11 protein-coding genes and 1 CRISPR repeat array (1 of these 12 cut by a window edge) are annotated in these 14,831 nt (G+C 60.8%); of the genes, 1 reads left to right on the top strand and 10 read right to left on the bottom strand.

Translation table 11 applies throughout. The features are described from left to right. A CRISPR array of direct repeats spans positions 1-793; the repeat unit is 36 nt; unit sequence GTTTCAATCCCCTCGCGAGGATTAGGTTATTCCGAG (it extends 4,087 nt beyond the left edge of the window). A gap of 198 nt (positions 794-991) precedes the next feature. From cas2 to F8S13_02640, 10 genes are all read right to left on the bottom strand, one after another. Further along, positions 992-1,273: a CRISPR-associated endonuclease Cas2 gene (gene cas2 / locus F8S13_02685; protein ID KAB8146093.1), complete on the bottom strand. Its 282-nt coding sequence runs from the start codon at positions 1,271-1,273 to the stop codon at positions 992-994. 44 nt (positions 1,274-1,317) lie between these two features. Then, the gene (cas1, locus tag F8S13_02680) at positions 1,318-2,337 is read right to left on the bottom strand and encodes a CRISPR-associated endonuclease Cas1 (protein ID KAB8146001.1); all 1,020 of its coding nucleotides are present in this window, start codon (positions 2,335-2,337) and stop codon (positions 1,318-1,320) included. A 20-nt stretch (positions 2,338-2,357) separates the two neighbouring features. Beyond that, positions 2,358-3,170, bottom strand: a complete 813-nt coding sequence (locus F8S13_02675; protein KAB8146000.1) for a CRISPR system precrRNA processing endoribonuclease RAMP protein Cas6 — start codon at positions 3,168-3,170, stop codon at positions 2,358-2,360. A gap of 288 nt (positions 3,171-3,458) precedes the next feature. Further along, the gene (locus F8S13_02670; GenBank protein KAB8145999.1) at positions 3,459-4,883 is read right to left on the bottom strand and encodes a hypothetical protein; all 1,425 of its coding nucleotides are present in this window, start codon (positions 4,881-4,883) and stop codon (positions 3,459-3,461) included. Next, positions 4,880-6,298: a hypothetical protein gene (locus F8S13_02665; protein ID KAB8145998.1), complete on the bottom strand. Its 1,419-nt coding sequence runs from the start codon at positions 6,296-6,298 to the stop codon at positions 4,880-4,882. Before F8S13_02665 ends, F8S13_02670 begins: the two co-directional genes overlap by 4 nt. Further along, positions 6,295-7,638 (bottom strand): type III-A CRISPR-associated RAMP protein Csm5, encoded by a 1,344-nt coding sequence (gene csm5 / locus F8S13_02660; GenBank protein ID KAB8145997.1) that lies wholly within the window; start codon positions 7,636-7,638, stop codon positions 6,295-6,297. Before csm5 ends, F8S13_02665 begins: the two co-directional genes overlap by 4 nt. After that, complete coding sequence (csm4, locus tag F8S13_02655) at positions 7,526-8,686, bottom strand: type III-A CRISPR-associated RAMP protein Csm4 (protein ID KAB8145996.1); 1,161 nt, start codon at positions 8,684-8,686, stop codon at positions 7,526-7,528. The genes csm5 and csm4 overlap by 113 nt, the downstream gene beginning before the upstream one ends. A 12-nt stretch (positions 8,687-8,698) precedes the next feature. Continuing rightward, entirely contained in the window at positions 8,699-9,580 is an 882-nt protein-coding gene (gene csm3, locus F8S13_02650) for a type III-A CRISPR-associated RAMP protein Csm3 (protein KAB8145995.1), read from the bottom strand. A gap of 9 nt (positions 9,581-9,589) precedes the next feature. Beyond that, complete coding sequence (gene csm2 / locus F8S13_02645; protein KAB8145994.1) at positions 9,590-10,111, bottom strand: type III-A CRISPR-associated protein Csm2; 522 nt, start codon at positions 10,109-10,111, stop codon at positions 9,590-9,592. Positions 10,112-10,121: 10 nt separating this feature from the next. Next, entirely contained in the window at positions 10,122-12,386 is a 2,265-nt protein-coding gene (locus F8S13_02640) for a type III-A CRISPR-associated protein Cas10/Csm1 (GenBank protein ID KAB8145993.1), read from the bottom strand. Between the two features lie 380 nt (positions 12,387-12,766). Between F8S13_02640 and F8S13_02635 the strand changes: the two genes are divergently transcribed. Next, on the top strand, positions 12,767-14,539 hold the full coding sequence (locus tag F8S13_02635) for a hypothetical protein (protein KAB8145992.1): 1,773 nt from the start codon (positions 12,767-12,769) through the stop codon (positions 14,537-14,539). The last annotated feature ends 292 nt before the right edge of the window (positions 14,540-14,831 follow it).

Raw genomic sequence — 14,831 nt, 5'->3', positions numbered from 1 at the left:
CCAGAGCGTTAGTTAACGTTTCAATCCCCTCGCGAGGATTAGGTTATTCCGAGCATCTCCGCAACAACGGAACGCATCGCCGCAATCATTACGTTTCAATCCCCTCGCGAGGATTAGGTTATTCCGAGGCCATCTAGAGCAGATCTACATCCCGGCGGCGCTGGCCAGTTTCAATCCCCTCGCGAGGATTAGGTTATTCCGAGAGGAGAGCGGTGACACGACGGATTACTCGGCTGCATGGTTTCAATCCCCTCGCGAGGATTAGGTTATTCCGAGAGCATTCGCGCGAGCGCGGGCAGCGTCTCGGTTGCGATGTTTCAATCCCCTCGCGAGGATTAGGTTATTCCGAGCAAATCTATGCGATGGTCGCCAAACTTTACGAAGTTTCAATCCCCTCGCGAGGATTAGGTTATTCCGAGACACCGTATGCGACGGTGTAAAACGTACGCTCCAACTTTGTTTCAATCCCCTCGCGAGGATTAGGTTATTCCGAGGGAGTTACTGTATCCGATGAACACCAGAGTTGTATCTGGTAGTTTCAATCCCCTCGCGAGGATTAGGTTATTCCGAGAAAATGCAGGTGTGTGGGTAGTGGTATGGGCGAATGAGTTTCAATCCCCTCGCGAGGATTAGGTTATTCCGAGATTGTTCGTGCGCTGTCCAATGTTGAGAAGCGCAATGGTTTCAATCCCCTCGCGAGGATTAGGTTATTCCGAGATTAAGCGTTACGTTGACGTAGATGATGAGTTTGATGATTGTTTCAATCCCCTCGCGAGGATTAGGTTATTCCGAGAGCGCCCCTATTCTAGCGCATTGGGACGCCCTTGGCAAGTCGATTTGCGCGGCATGGCCAAAATTGGCCGATTTTTCCTAACGTCAGTCAAAGAAAACGGTGTTATCAGGCATTGCAGAGCCAAGCGCGGCATATTGGCCTAGGTCACATGTGGTATTGTGGGCACTTTTCCGCATCCCAATGCGCTTTTGAGCCTATTCAGACAATGTACACATCCTGGCGCTGCTCGACCGCCGGGCCGCTGCCGATGATCGCCGTCTGCTGGGCGCAGGTGGCGCACAGGCGGTAGATCCGCAGGTTGTCGCCCTCCTTCTCGCGCACAACCTTCTTCAGCTTTTTGGCCAGAAGGCCATACTCGCGCTGGTCGAGATCGCACTCGAACACGCTCCACTGCACCCGCTGGCCGAAGCCCTCCAGCAGCTTGGCCAGCTTCTGCCGCCGCCGGTCGTTCGAGATGTCGTAGGAGATGAGATAGAGCATGGTGGTGGGGTACGCCACGGCCATCGCCCCGGCGCACGGTAGGTCTAGCGGGCGGTAAACGGCGTATAGTCGCCACCCTCGCGCACGCAGCGGGCCATGCGCCGCGCCTGCAGATCCAGGCAGCGCATGTAGCTCACCTTGCCCGGGCTGCCGTCGGCCCCCTCGGGGTGGGTCAGCATGGTGCGCATGCGCTCCTCGAAGGCGGCCACGAAGCGGCGCTTGCCCGCATCCAGCAGCACGATCGGGTGGTCGGGGTCGTCGCTGGGCTGGAAGTCTTCCCGCGTGATCCGGCCATCGCCGCAGCAGCGCAGCACCAGCGAATCGACCAGCAGCGGGCGGAACTCCTCCATCAGATCCAGCGCCAGCGACGGGCGGTTGTACTCGTTGGCGTGCAGGAAGCCCTGGTAGGGGTCGAAGCCCGCCGCCTCCACCGCACCCAGCACCTTGTGGCTCAGCAGCGTGTAGCCCAGCGAGAGCAGCACGTTGATCGGGTCGGTGGGCGGGCGGCGGTTGCGGCTGTTGAAGGCCCAGCTTTCATCCAGCAGGGCGCGCAGGCCGCCGAAGTAGCAGGCTGTGGCGCTGCCCTCCACCCCCAGCAGGCTGGAGAGCTTGGTGGTGCGCTCGACGCGCGCCAGCCACTGCTCGATCTGCTGGCTGGCCTGCTCGGTGGCCTCGGGCGGGCTGGCGCGGCCACGGGCGAAGCGCTGCAGCAGCGCGCGGCAGTTGCGCAGCTTGCCCGCCACGCACTGCTGGGCGGCATGCAGCGCCCAGGCCGCGTCGTCGGCGCGGCGGTACTGGGCGCGGCGCAGCTCGACATGGGCCGAGGCGCGGCCCACCAGCCGCCCGTGGTAGCGGCCATGCACCGTCAGAAACGTGACGGTGGCCGAGGCGTCGAGCAGGCGCTTGAGCGCGGGCGTGGTGATGCCGACATTGCCGAACACCACCACGTCCTCCAGCCGAGCCAGCGGCAGGCTCTGCAGCACCGCCTCGCCGCTGCTCACGATCAGGCGCTCCCCATCGCAGTGGAGCGCGGCCCCCTGCTCGACCAGGTAGAGCGTGGACATAACGTTCTGGCTCCTTTCTGCTAGCCCTCGCGCAGGCGGGCCTGGCCCAGCCCGCGTGTGGTGGCCGCGCCCACCCCGCTGTAGAAGGCCAGATGGGCCAGCACATCCACGCAGGCCATCCAGTAGTGGTCGCGGTTGACGGCGGTGTAGCTGCACAGTCCCACTGCGCCCACCTGCATGGCCCCGGCCTTGGCGGGCACCGGGGCCGAGCGCAGCTCGAAGCGGCTGACGGCCATGCACTCGCTGGCGAAGCGCCGCACCTCCTCGGGCAGGGCCAGCGGCGCGAAGGCGTTCCACTTCTCCAGCAGGCTGCCGAACACCAGGTCGGGCGTGGGCAGCGGGGCGTTCATGCCGCGCTGGCGGAAGGTGACGGGCGCGGCGAACTCGATGTCCCAGCGGCGCGGCGGGTCGGCGGCGCGGGCCAGCGCGGGGCCGGCCAGCTGCTCGTAGCTGGCGCTGCCCGCCCAGGGGTGCTGCTCGGGCGTGCGCGCCACGGCCTCTACCTGCCACAGGTGGCCATCCAGGTCGATGGGCGGCAGCGCGGCGGCCTCCCACCCGGCGGCGGCCTGCTCCAGCTCGGGGGTGAGCAGGGTGACGCGCAGGCTGTGGGCCTGGGCGGGGCTGACGCGGGCGGTGGGGCTGCGCCCGGCCAGCCCGCTGACGCTGGAGACGGTGAGCGGCTTGGGGCCAAGCTCGTCGTGGATGCGGGCGGCCAGCGGCGGGCTGTGCTGGCCGATCAGGCGCAGCACGGCGGCGTGGGCGGCGCGGCCCAGGTGGGCGGGCACATCCGCCGCCACCTGCGGGCGGATGCTGAGGACGAGTGCGGTGGGCATGGTGTTCCCCCTTTCGAGGATTCATGTGATGGTAGGCAAAGGGTATGGGAAAAGAAGACGTTCTGGTACGGCGGGCCTGCCGTGAACAAGCTTGATTATGGCCAGTTTGCACGCGCGGCACCTTCGCCGCATGGGATGGGTGGGCGTGGGGCGGTGCGGCATTCTGCCACGCAATACCGCCCCACCCGATGGGGGCGGGCACAAAGCCTGCCCGCGCCGTGATGCCGCGCCGCGACATCGGATCGTCTATACATTCTGTGCTGTTAAGGTGCAAGCCTACCGCGACCGCTAGGCCTCGGTCAGCAGCCTGCCGACCAGCGCGTTGACCCGCTGGAACGGCGTGGTGGCGCTGGGCGTGCGCCCAGTCAGGGCCGTGAGGCATGCCGCCAGGTGCGGCAGGATCTGGGCGGCTTGCCTGCCGCCAAACGCCTGCGCCAGGTCGCTCTCGTGCACGCCCCGTAGCGAGTGGGTGAGGCCGTTGCGCAGCCGCGCCAGCCCCTCTAGCTCGCCCAGCAGCGCCATGGTTGGGCGGATGTTCTCGCCGCTGCGGCGGGCCAGGTGCTCGATCAGGCGCTCCATGCCCGTGCGGCCCAGCATGTCGGAACGAGGGCTAAAGCCCACCTGTGCGGCCCACGCCATATCGAGTTTTGCCCCATCGTCTACGGGGTTGCCAGAGAAATCAAGGAACCGAACGCCGCGCTGCAGGCACATGGTGCGAAACGCGTTCTCCTGAAAGCGCACCACCTGGGTCAAGAAGTCGGCCCAGGCGCAGGTGTCGAAGCGCGCCGCCGCGCCGTAGAAGACCTCGGCCAGCGTGGTCTCGCGGTCGGGGCGGGCCACCTCGTGGTGCAGCGCCAGCAGCTCGGCCCGCCAGCGGCCATCGCCCGCGCGGTCGACCCCGCCGCCCAGCGCCGCGTGCGCCCCTGGGAAGTCGAAGTTGAAGCGGCAGGATGCGTAGCCCAGCAGCGCCTCCAGCGCCTCGGCGGCGCCGGTGTGAAGCCTATCGGTGATGCTGCCCCGGTGCTCCTTCAGCAGCGCCAGCGCCGCGCTGTAGTCGTAGCTGCGGGCGTGGCTGCGCAGCGCCGAGCGCAGCGGCCCGGCGGCCAGGCGGCGGCTGGTGTTCAGCGTGGCGGGCTGCTCGTAGCGCTCTTGGATGTACAGCGCGGTGGCGCGGTCGCCGAACACCGCGCTGCCCGCGATCAGCAGGCCGATGCTCATGGCCGGGGTGCCGCCCGTCACCTCTAGGTACACCGGCCCCTCGGGGTGCTGCTGCGCCAGGGCGGGCAGCTGCGCCTCTAGGAATCGGCGCACGCCGTCGTAGTCCGACGGGTCGCGGCCCTCGTCGCCCGCGCCGATCAGCCACACCGCGATGCGCTCGGGCACGATCGGCGCGCAGCCATCCACGCCCATGGCCAGCAGCCGCGCCAGCGCCTGCGCGATAAAAATGGTGTCCGACTCCCAGGCCTTCCGGTCGCCCTCGCTGGCAGGCGCGTCGCCCTGGTCGGACGCGATCAGGATGACCTGGTCAATGGCTCCTTTTCCCTGGATAGAGCGCAGCGCCTTGCCAACCATGGGTAGCCGCACGCGCGCGGCCAGCGCGTCGAGCTGCGCCAGGAGCTGCTGGCCGCTTGCTCGCGAGCTTCTGCCGGTGATCTCGGGCAGCTTGTTCCACGCGATGTCGCGGCTGCCGATATTGCAGAGAAGGATGGTCATAGCATCGCCTCGATCAGCTCCCTACAGAGCGCATTGACTTGCCCATAGGCGAAAGTCATATCATCATGTGCGTTAAAAGCCGCATGGTAGGCTGTGTGCATTGCCTGGATGAGATCTTCGATAGCGCACTCAGCCTTCTGCTCGATCTCCTTCTGCGAGACTGGCGCGAAGCGGTGGACAATGTTATGCCGTAGCCCGATTGGTCGCCCGACTACATCCAGCGCCGCAATCAGCGTATCGGCCCGCCCGGCATCGGTGGCGAAGAGCTGCACTACCACTTTCAAAACCTCGCGGTCGATTTCGCGCTCCTCGTTTGTGAAGGAGCTTTTGGTCTCAACCTGTTCGCTATGTTCTTTCCACCAGCTTTTGTGGAACTTCTTGCGGCCTTTATCATGCCACCGAACCCCAGCAGCCTCGGCGGCAAGCTGAAGGCTGCCCTCGGAGAAGCGGTGCAGCCGCGCCAGCAGGCTGGCCCAGTCGCCAGTCTGCTTGGCGATCTCGGCAAGGTAGATGGTCTCGCGCAGGCAGACCCGCTCGTCATTGCTATCGATCGCATTCTGTAGATGCTCAAGCGCGGGGCGATGTTTCGGCAGAGCCTTGATCGGCTCTCTCAGTTTTTTGATAGCCTCATGGAAGGCAAAGTTTCGGCGCAGATCGGCGTATTCGAGCACATCGATCAAATATCTGGCCTCGGGCTGGGCAAGCTGCGCCGACACCACCAGATCGCGGGCGCTAGTGTAGGCATAGGTTTCAAGCAGCGAAAGGAGGTTGCGGCGCAGTGTTGCCCCCATAATCTGGCGGGCGATGTCAAGCTCAATGGCGCGATTGCTCTCCTCGGAGACATACAGCGGGTGTGCCTGGGCCTCGAACTGCTGGCTGCCCAGAAAGAGCAGCATCGTGTTCATCTGCTGAGTGCCGCCCACCACCAACAGAAAGACAGCATCCCCAGCGTGGATGTTTTTCGCGATCTTCGGCAGGCTGGTGCTGTAGAAGGCGTGCATAAGATCATAATCTGAAGGCCGTTCCTGCGCAGTCTCGATAAAGATATCTTTCTTCTTGGCGAGCGTGTACCGATCAAACAGCAGTTCGCGCATAAGGTGCGCAAAGGGTAGCGTGTCGTTGTTGCGGTAGTGATCTTGTACGGTCTCGGGCTGATCGGTGGCGAACAGCACGATTTTGAGGTCGCTCCCCTCGCCCTTCTCTGCCCTGCGCGGCACATCAAGGTAGCGCAGGGCCTTTTCGATCATGGGCATGGTGATCTGTCCCTGGGATGCTTTGTAGATCTCAGGTTTGAGGAGATAATCGCCTAGCTTCCTCGCCCAGAAGGTTTTGCCATTACGCAGATCATCGGGAAGCTCCGTGTCGTGCACCTGCACATCGCGGGTGCCAACATTGGCCAGCAGCCATGTGGTCATCGCGCCACCTCCGCCACATCCACGCGCACCCAGCCGAGGGGTTCGCTAAGCACGTTAGCATCGTTTTTAATCAGCTTGCGGCTGATGGGGAAGATATCACCTGGCTTAATCGCTTTTCCTCGTTTGAGCTTATAGTCCTTATAGTTGGCAATCTCGTTAAACTCCTCTGTATGTTCGGTGAGTCGTTCATCGAGTGTTTTGCTATGCCATCCTGTACCCCAGCCGATTTGAAGCATAAAGCTGTTTGGATCAAGGCGTTGTGCTTTTTGTGAAAGATCCTGATAGAAGCTGGCAACGTTTGGCAACGTTTGCTTTCTCTCATTATAAAAAGCAAGCTCATGCTCAATAAGTTGCATGCCTCGTTCTCGACAAGCTGCGACAAAGTTTGTGAGAAGCTCGGCTTTGCTGCTGAAATCTTGCCTTGTACCATGTGGGAGAAGGGCATAGCGATCAAATTGAAGATGCATGGTGCATTCAGCCAGCTTGGGAATGGTCTCGATGTCGGGCAGCGGGATTGGCTTTCGGTGATTTTGTACGTTGGTGCTGCTCCTCCACCGGTTGCCGAGCTCGGTAGGTTGGGAGCTGTCGGTGGTACTCCCAACCTGCCGAAGAAGGAGTTCTTTGGTGATCGGTGTGCTATCGCTGATGCGCATTGCGCGTAGCACATCGGTGTGCGCATCGCTTGGTGATCCGTTGCTGCTTTCGCTATGAAATAGCTGCTGCTCATAGTTCTGCGCTGCAAACTTTGCAATAGGCAACGTCCCGTTCACTCTTAGCGCGGCAAGAGATACATCCAGATTGCTGTTTGGAAACGCACTCCAGGCCAGCGCGGTACGGATCGCGCCTTTCAGTGATGATCCGGGGATGTAGGCACGGTCAAACACATCCTTGATTTGCTCAAGGAGCGGCTGAAACGGCGAGTTTGTCTTGCTAGAAGGTGCTCCCGTCAGCATGTAGCGAACAAGTGGGAGGCCTTCAACTTCGAGCGTTGGTGCGTTTTGCCGTGTTGGTTTGATACCTGCCTTTTTCAGGATGTCGCTCAGTGATAGCCATTCTGGATGCTCCTCATCCTCTAGCAGATAGGCAACAGCGTTATCGTTGAGTACAAAGGATGTCTTATTGCTCGATGCATCATAGAGAAAATCGACATCTCGTGTGAGCGTATTGCCGCTGCTGATATGTACATGAGAAAGAGCGGTGATCGTGAGCTTGAACGTGGGATCCCTTTTATCGTCGGCCACGTTTTTTCTCCTTACTCTTGCTTGCCCCCCCAGCGGTGTTATTGTTTTGAGATGAGTTTGTCGTTCCAGCGCGGTTATTGGTTGTAGGTGGCACAACAGGCACGGTGAGCGCTAGACCGCTGCGTAGCACCGGATGTGATGGGTATTCTGGTGAGATCCGCACATCCACCACCTGCCCTCGTACTCGTTTGGCAAGCACAGAGCCTTCAGAGAGCATGGTTATAGGTTTTCGGAGAAATGATGCCCCTTCGTGTGTTAGCGCCCAGCCATCAATATCGCTGAGCTGGTAGCTTGAGTTAGGGTCTTGGATGGTGGCAATTTCGTTGTCTTGTGGCAGAAAGCGAGAGAGGGTTACCACACGTCCCCCGTTGAAGTCAGGAAAAGTTAATAATGGCCCTCGTGCCCACGAAAACTGACCATAGCCGATGGAGCGCCGTCCGCCTATCCCGCTGTTTCCCAGCAGATCCAGTAGTTGTTCGAAGAAGGCTTCCCACTCTTGGCGTAGACTGATGATAAGGCCCAGCCCGCATTGGTCTGCAAAGCTGAATCGGCCTGTTTCATAATAAGCCGATGTGCTACTGCTGCGGTCAACAGCTACATGTGGTATAGACTCTTGTTTCCATAGCTCTTTTGCTCGGATTGTGGCTTGTTGTTCTTTGCTATTGGGATCTTGCACCTTCCAATCTTTTGGAAGCTGTGCAGTCTCTTCTGCACTGATCCATACTTCGCCATGTTGGAGTGTGATATGGTTAAATGCATTGAGTTCCTGTTGCATGCATACTGCATTGAACAGTATGGGTGAGAGCCAGCGCACTTTCTTAAATCCCTTGCCGATGTTGTTAATTGTCTCCTTGTCTTTATCATCAAATGGGAGCTTTATCATAGGACGTGGTAGCAGAATCATGGTGCCGATGCGTGGAAACAGCGAGCTGTGGCGTAGCGGTGGATTTGCCCCTTTCATTTCATCAATGAAATGTATTCCTTGGCTGCCCATCAGCGCGGCCTGAGCAACCAGCGCAGCAAACAGCGAGTCCGATGGCCATGTGCCTCTGGCGTTTTCTAACCCTATTCCTGTGATGCCAAAGTGAGGAGATAGGGGGAGTTGGTTTGTGGGGCCTGAGAGCAGGTATGTCTTGAGCGTTGGCATAACCAGCTCCTACTATGATTGGCTGTCGGTATCGGCAAAATGCTTCGCAAGCCTTTGTGCGAGTTTGGTTCGATCAATCTGGTGTATTTCGAGCGTATTAGAATCAATGTCTTCGGAGAGTGGGATAATGGTTTCGCGGCCATATCCTTCGTTCCCTATTTTGCGGGTGGTTAGTTTCAAATTGATAAGTTTCACCCTCCCATTGCCTCGCGTGCCCATGCCGCCCAGATAATCATCCTCCAGGTGCTCAAGCGCTTCGATGACGTGCTCGAACCAACTTGCTACCTCTGGAGCTTTCTCATCATTACCGACATACACGCTGTAGATCAGTTTGGCTGGTCCAAACACCATGCCTGCAGGTACGCGCTCGATCTGGCGTGGCGACGCAGCAGATGTCACGCGGTCGATGCTGGCTTCCCATTTCACTTCGCTGTAGGGCAGATCCGTAGCGACGCGCTTGGGGTCGAACATTTTGACACTATCTTCGCTTAATGCGATATCACACACAACAAGTCGTGTAGGCGTACCGATGCTAAACTCAGTTTTTCCCTCGGTGCGAGGTTTGACTGTGGGTAGGCTCCCAAAGATCTTGCTGATAGGAAAATCCTTGTATTCTTCCGGCGAGGTGGCAAGGTGCATAAAGACACCGTTTGCCTCATTGATGGGGAAATTCTGGGGCGCATGGCGTGCCTTCTCCATCAGTGAGCGCATTTTGCCTTTGAGCGAGGAGCCAGGGATATAGGGTTGGTTGTTGAGTGGATTCCGGATGACGGGTTTGTCGAGTCCGCCGATCTCCATTGCCGTTGCCGCGCCGCCAATGTGGAGGCCTGAGAGGAGCTGTATATCGAACGACAGGAAGATTCGGCCTGCAAGCTGGATCTCTTTGATAGTCATAGCATTCTCCTAACTATTCTTGCCACCGTAGTATCGATGGTAGGCGAGGATCGCTTCAAAAAAGCTCACGAACCGCTGAAATGCTGCTGCATCGTCATTGACAATGGCGACAGCATTGGAGAGGACTTGCTGGAGGATACCCATCGCGACTTTTTGATTGTCTTTCTCTTTTCCGCGCTTATCCTCGCCTCCGGTTCGCCCATATTGATAGGCGAGCTTGGGACGCAGCAGGCGGAGTTCTGTATAAACCGGAAGCGATAGCTTGGATTTGATGGACTCCTCGCTTGAACCATTTTTTGTATCAACATCTGGTACATTAACCATCTGCTCAATGGTTCGAACGCGTCCAAAAACGGCCCTGATTTGTGATGTTGTAAAGTTGAGACTGTGTAGTTCCTGGCCAATGATCTCGGCAGTCTGATCCAATAGCTCTATTGCTTTGGATGATTCCTCAGTCAAGATCTGCTTAAGTGTTGTATCTGAGACTTTCGTTTTTACCCATTGAGAGCTTGCAGCTCGTTCATCGGACATGCTTTTCTCCTTATCTTTTATCTTCGCCTCGGAGCAGGAGCTGCGCCCAGCGCGCAGCCATGCCTGCGAGGATGATGGGCTGATTGGCCGAATGTTCCTTCAGCGGGTGGCGGATGTAGTGGATGAGATCTTCGATCTCTTTTCTCGACTTCTCTCCCCCTTCGCGCTTGCCGACGCGCTCGGCCAGCCGCGTGAGCATGTAGGCACCGCGCCACATCCACGGGCCGTGGCTGGCCTGCGGCCTACCGTCGCGGTTGAAGCGCTTGGGCCGCGCCTGCTGGGCCAGGGATTGCAGCGTGATCAGCAGGGCGGTAGGTGCGCCCTGTTGCACCAGGTCGTAGAGCTGCCGCTGTCGCTGCTGCAGCTCGGCGTAGTCCTCCCAGCCGATGGTGATGCCCAAGAAGGTCAGCGCGTCCTTCGGTCGGCCCTTCTTCTCACCCTTTTGGGCTGGCCGCGTGAATGCCTTAGCGGCCTCCAGCGCCTCGTGGGCCATGTCGGCGGCCTGGTAGATCGGGAACTTGCTGGTGTGCAGGGTGATGCCAGCCGAGAGCGTGATGGTCGACTCGATGTATGCGCCGCCCTCGCTGGTTTTCCCCGTCACATAGCGGGCAAATTCCTGCCGGATGGTATAGGCCAGATCGGGCAGCAGGTGCCACGACCCGACGATAAACAGGTCGTCGCCGCCGCTGTAGACAGTGTAGATGCCGCCATCTGGCTCTTCCTTGCGGCTGATCGCACTGTTGATGTTGCGGCAGAGCGTGCCCACATAGCCCTCGAAGAAGCGGCCCAGCGCCGCCGAGAGCGCCGCCGTCTCGGCCAGATCGGCGATGCTGCGCTCGGCCTTCTCGCGCCCACCAAACAGCGCGCCCAGGTCATCCACATCCATGCGCAGCACGCCCAGCCGCTTGATGCCCTGGCTCTGCTCGGCCAGCATGCCGAAGGGCTTTGGCTCGCCCTCGCGCGGCTCATCGCCGGGGATGTACGCCTGCTCGTCGTGGGTCTGCGCGAGGTCGATGGCCGTCACCAGCGGCACCTCGTTGACCGTGTAGCGCCGCCCGAGGGTGCCGCTTTGGCCGAGCTTGTTTCTTGCCACCTCCTCCTCTTCTGGTGTGAGATCGCGCATGGCTCGTAGGCGTGAGGGTCGATCATCAGGCGTACGCTGCTTAAGCTGCTCCTGGCTCTCTGTGCGGAGGCCGCTGCGAAAGGCGTTCAGCACGTGATGCCAGTGCGTTGGTACGCGCTGCATTTCAGGGTGTTCGTAGCGATTGATTTTCCAATCCCGAAGATAGAGCGCCTGGCCGACTTTTCCGCCCATTTCTGCGATGGATCGTCCAAAAGCATCCGTTTCAGCCTCGCCGAGATCGGGCTGTGGCTGGTGCTGCTCGCGCGGGGTGAACAGCAGATTTTGCAGCGTTTCTGTCTCTAGGTCGGCGAACTTGCGCTGCTTGGCCTGGTTGATCTGCTCATGCAGCTTCTCCCAGAGCTTGCTGTAGTCGCCTGCAAGCGGCTGCCAGCCCAGCGCCAGGTAGGGCGCGACGCCGTGACGCTCCAGCAGCACTTGGGCGATTCTTGTTTTCATCTCGTCCAGCTTCTCTTGTTTGTTCGGCAGCACCGCGTAGAAGCGCCCGCCGCCGCAGTAGAGCAAGCAGACCTCGGGCATGCCCAGCTCGCCAATGATGTAGCGGGCGATGGCCTCGGACAGCAGCTGGAGGTAGAGCGAGCGCCCGCGCAGCTGCTTGGCCGCGCCCTTGGCGGGGATGGTGTAAATGAAGTCCTGCACGCCCGAGACATCGCCGCCCACCAGCAGCGTCGCCCCGCCGTGCGCCCGGGCTGCTGCCAGCGCCGCATGCACGCGGGCGAAGTCGTAGAGCGGGATGCCTGGCAGCGGCGAGGGTAGGCACCACGCCTCGCGCTCCAGCAGGTCGGCCAGCGCGGTCAGCTGCTGCGGCTCGGGGGACGCCGCGATGATGCTGGCAGCGGCCTGGTTCAGCCGCTGGCGCTGCGCAGTCGGGTCGTTTGGTTCGGTTGTTGGGAAGATGGTCTCCCCGCTAACGGTCAGCGGCGCTGGCCTGACATAGGTTAGCTTCTTTTCCTCACCAGCATCTTTGGGGAGCTGGCTAAAAATGCTGGTGAGGCGTGGCTCGACGGCCTTACGCCTGGTAAGCTCTGCGAAAATCGTTGGGGAGGGCACCGGATCGGGCGGCTGGCCCGCATAGGTGGCCCAGTAGCGCAGCACCTCGCAGGCTGCGCCCATTGGATCGGCAGAATCGGCCATTGCTTCTCCTTTTGCTTAGCGGTCTTACCCGACTATAGCACGCGGGATAGGGCACAAACGCGCCCTAGTGAACATGATTTTGCGCTTATGTGCGATCAAGCTCCTTTTGCTCGCTGATATTGCCAGACTATAGCATGTGGGGTAGGGCACAAATATGCACACGGGCTGCATCGTTTGCAAGCGATCATCTCCCGTACGTGGGTGGCAAGATTATGGCGGTGCTCCCCGCGCGATTCCTCTCAATCTATTGCAGCGCTGACTATCCTATATGATCTGGCCTGTTCTGTAAAATAGACGCCGCTGCGAAGGTTAACGCCGCAAAGACCTGTCGTATAATAGCTGGCGTCTCCATGTATCCACCCTACACTCAAAGGATCGCTATGCGCATCGCTCTCCGCGCCCTGCTGTGCCTGCTTGTGGGTGTCTTCGCCCTGCCGCTGCATATGCTGACCCACCCTCCGACTGCCGCGCTGGCTGCAAGTGACTGCACATCGGATCTTCCCTTTGGCGAGACGCTGCTCTGCGCGCTCGCGACGGCGGGCGAGGTCGATCAGTTTAGCTTCGCTGCCAGTGCGGGCGACCGGGTGTTTGTGCGGGTTGCGAGCCGCACCAGCGGCCTATACCCGCAGGTGCGGCTCTACGCGCCGGATGCCACGCTGCTCTGCCAGTCACCCAACTATGGCGCTCTGGCCGATATCGATGGCTGCATGCTGCCCACCACGGGCACCTATAGTGTGGCGGTGAATGCCTACAGCGGCACGGCTGCGGGCAACTATGGCATCTCGCTGCAGCGCCTGAATGCGCCAGTGGCTGCGACCGCGCTGGCCTTTGGCACGCTGGCATCGGCCTCGCTGATCGCTGAAGGCGAGATCGACACCTATACCTTCAGCGTCGATGCCGATGATGTGCTCTTCGTCGCCGCGACCAGCAGCGCCAGTGCGCTGCGGCTCGCCGTGCGGGTGTACCGTCAGGATGGGAGCGCGCTCTGCCAAGATTCCACCTACAGTGTGGTGCTTGAGCTGGAGAGCTGCGCCCTCGCGGCGGGCCAGACCTATACCCTGCTGGTGCTATCGTTTAGCAACGCTGCGATGGGCAACTATGGGGTGGTGGCCCAGCGCACGCGAGCACCGGGGAACAGCGCAACACTGCCGCTGGGGGTGCCGGTGGCGGCGACGCTGGCGGGCATGGGCGAGGTGGACACCTACAGCTTCAGCGCGTCGGCGCAGGATATGCTGCTCGTGCGCATGGGTACCAGCGGGTTCCAGCCGCGCTTTCGGCTCTATGGCCCTGATGGGGCGCTGGTATGCTCCTTATACCGCTATGGGGTCGAGGTGGAGCAGGATAATTGTCTGCTGCCGAGCACAGGCATATATACCCTGCTCGTATCGGTATTTAACCAGGCGCTGACGGGAAGCTATGGGGTCGAGGTGCAGCGTGTCAACGCGCCAGCGCGCGCCGTGCCGCTGCTGCCGGGCGTGCTGGCCACGGGCGCATTTACCGTGACCGGCGGGCTGGGCACCTATGCGGTGGCAGCCACGGCGGGCGACGCGCTGGTGGTGCGCATGGGCGCGACCACGGCGGGCATGCGGGCGCAGGTGCGGGTCTTCGGCGACGATGGCGCGAAGCTCTGCGACAATGCGTCCTCCGCAGTGATCGCGCAGGCGGGGCCGTGCCTCATCCCGCGCACCGGCAGCTACACGGTGGTGGTGACGCCGTGGAGCCGGGTGCTGATCGGTGAGTTCGGGGTGTCCTTCCAGCGGCTAAATGCTCCGGAGCAGGCGCACGAGCTGTACTTCGGGCGCGCGGCGAGCGCCGCGCTGGCCCACGCGGCGAGCCTGGACACGTGGACGTTCCACGCGGCGGGCGGCAGCACGGTGCTGCTGCGCATGGGCGTCACCTCCGGCGCGGCGCGCCCGCAGATCTCGCTGTTCGACCGCGATGGGACGAAGCTCTGCTCCAATGCCTCAAGCTACAGTGCCACCACCGAGATCGGGCGCTGCCTGCTGCCAGATGACGACACCTACACGGTGGTGGCCGCGAGCCAGAACGGCGGGGTGGGCAGCTATGCGCTGAGCCTAGCCTGCCTCAGCGATACCTGCGGCGGCGTGGTGCCCCCCGAGGAGCGGGTGTTCCTGCCGTTGCTCCAGCGCTAGGTAGGCTTGGCCTGCGCTGCGGCTCCCTGCATTCGATGAAATTGTGGGAGTCTGCTATAATTCGTCAGGATTTCCCGTTTACATAGATACCCACAGACAAATGTCTTGAAGCAGCGTTGGCCTGGCGATGGTTCTCGCACTGTCGCTACTGATGCTGAAGAGGATAGGGCATGCCTCAGACATACGGCCATGTCATGGTGCCTTGTACATATCTTTCGGTGTCGCTCACTCGATCGGTCTTGGTATACATAACACGTTAATGGCAGAGACAGACGTTCCGCGCTGGGTTTCC

This window comes from Chloroflexia bacterium SDU3-3 (genome assembly GCA_009268125.1).
GTDB lineage: Bacteria > Chloroflexota > Chloroflexia > Chloroflexales > Roseiflexaceae > SDU3-3.
This window is presented reverse-complemented; position numbering and strand designations above follow the sequence as displayed.

Bases quoted from the DNA above. Each gene is read 5' to 3' on its own strand.
- cas2 (KAB8146093.1), bottom strand. From the start codon at position 1,273: ATGCTCTATCTCATCTCCTACGACATCTCGAACGACCGGCGGCGGCAG.
- cas1 (KAB8146001.1), bottom strand. From the start codon at position 2,337: ATGTCCACGCTCTACCTGGTCGAGCAGGGGGCCGCGCTCCACTGCGAT.
- F8S13_02675 (KAB8146000.1), bottom strand. From the start codon at position 3,170: ATGCCCACCGCACTCGTCCTCAGCATCCGCCCGCAGGTGGCGGCGGAT.
- F8S13_02670 (KAB8145999.1), bottom strand. From the start codon at position 4,883: ATGACCATCCTTCTCTGCAATATCGGCAGCCGCGACATCGCGTGGAAC.
- F8S13_02665 (KAB8145998.1), bottom strand. From the start codon at position 6,298: ATGACCACATGGCTGCTGGCCAATGTTGGCACCCGCGATGTGCAGGTG.
- csm4 (KAB8145996.1), bottom strand. From the start codon at position 8,686: ATGCCAACGCTCAAGACATACCTGCTCTCAGGCCCCACAAACCAACTC.
- csm3 (KAB8145995.1), bottom strand. From the start codon at position 9,580: ATGACTATCAAAGAGATCCAGCTTGCAGGCCGAATCTTCCTGTCGTTC.
- csm2 (KAB8145994.1), bottom strand. From the start codon at position 10,111: ATGTCCGATGAACGAGCTGCAAGCTCTCAATGGGTAAAAACGAAAGTC.
- F8S13_02640 (KAB8145993.1), bottom strand. From the start codon at position 12,386: ATGGCCGATTCTGCCGATCCAATGGGCGCAGCCTGCGAGGTGCTGCGC.
- F8S13_02635 (KAB8145992.1), top strand. From the start codon at position 12,767: ATGCGCATCGCTCTCCGCGCCCTGCTGTGCCTGCTTGTGGGTGTCTTC.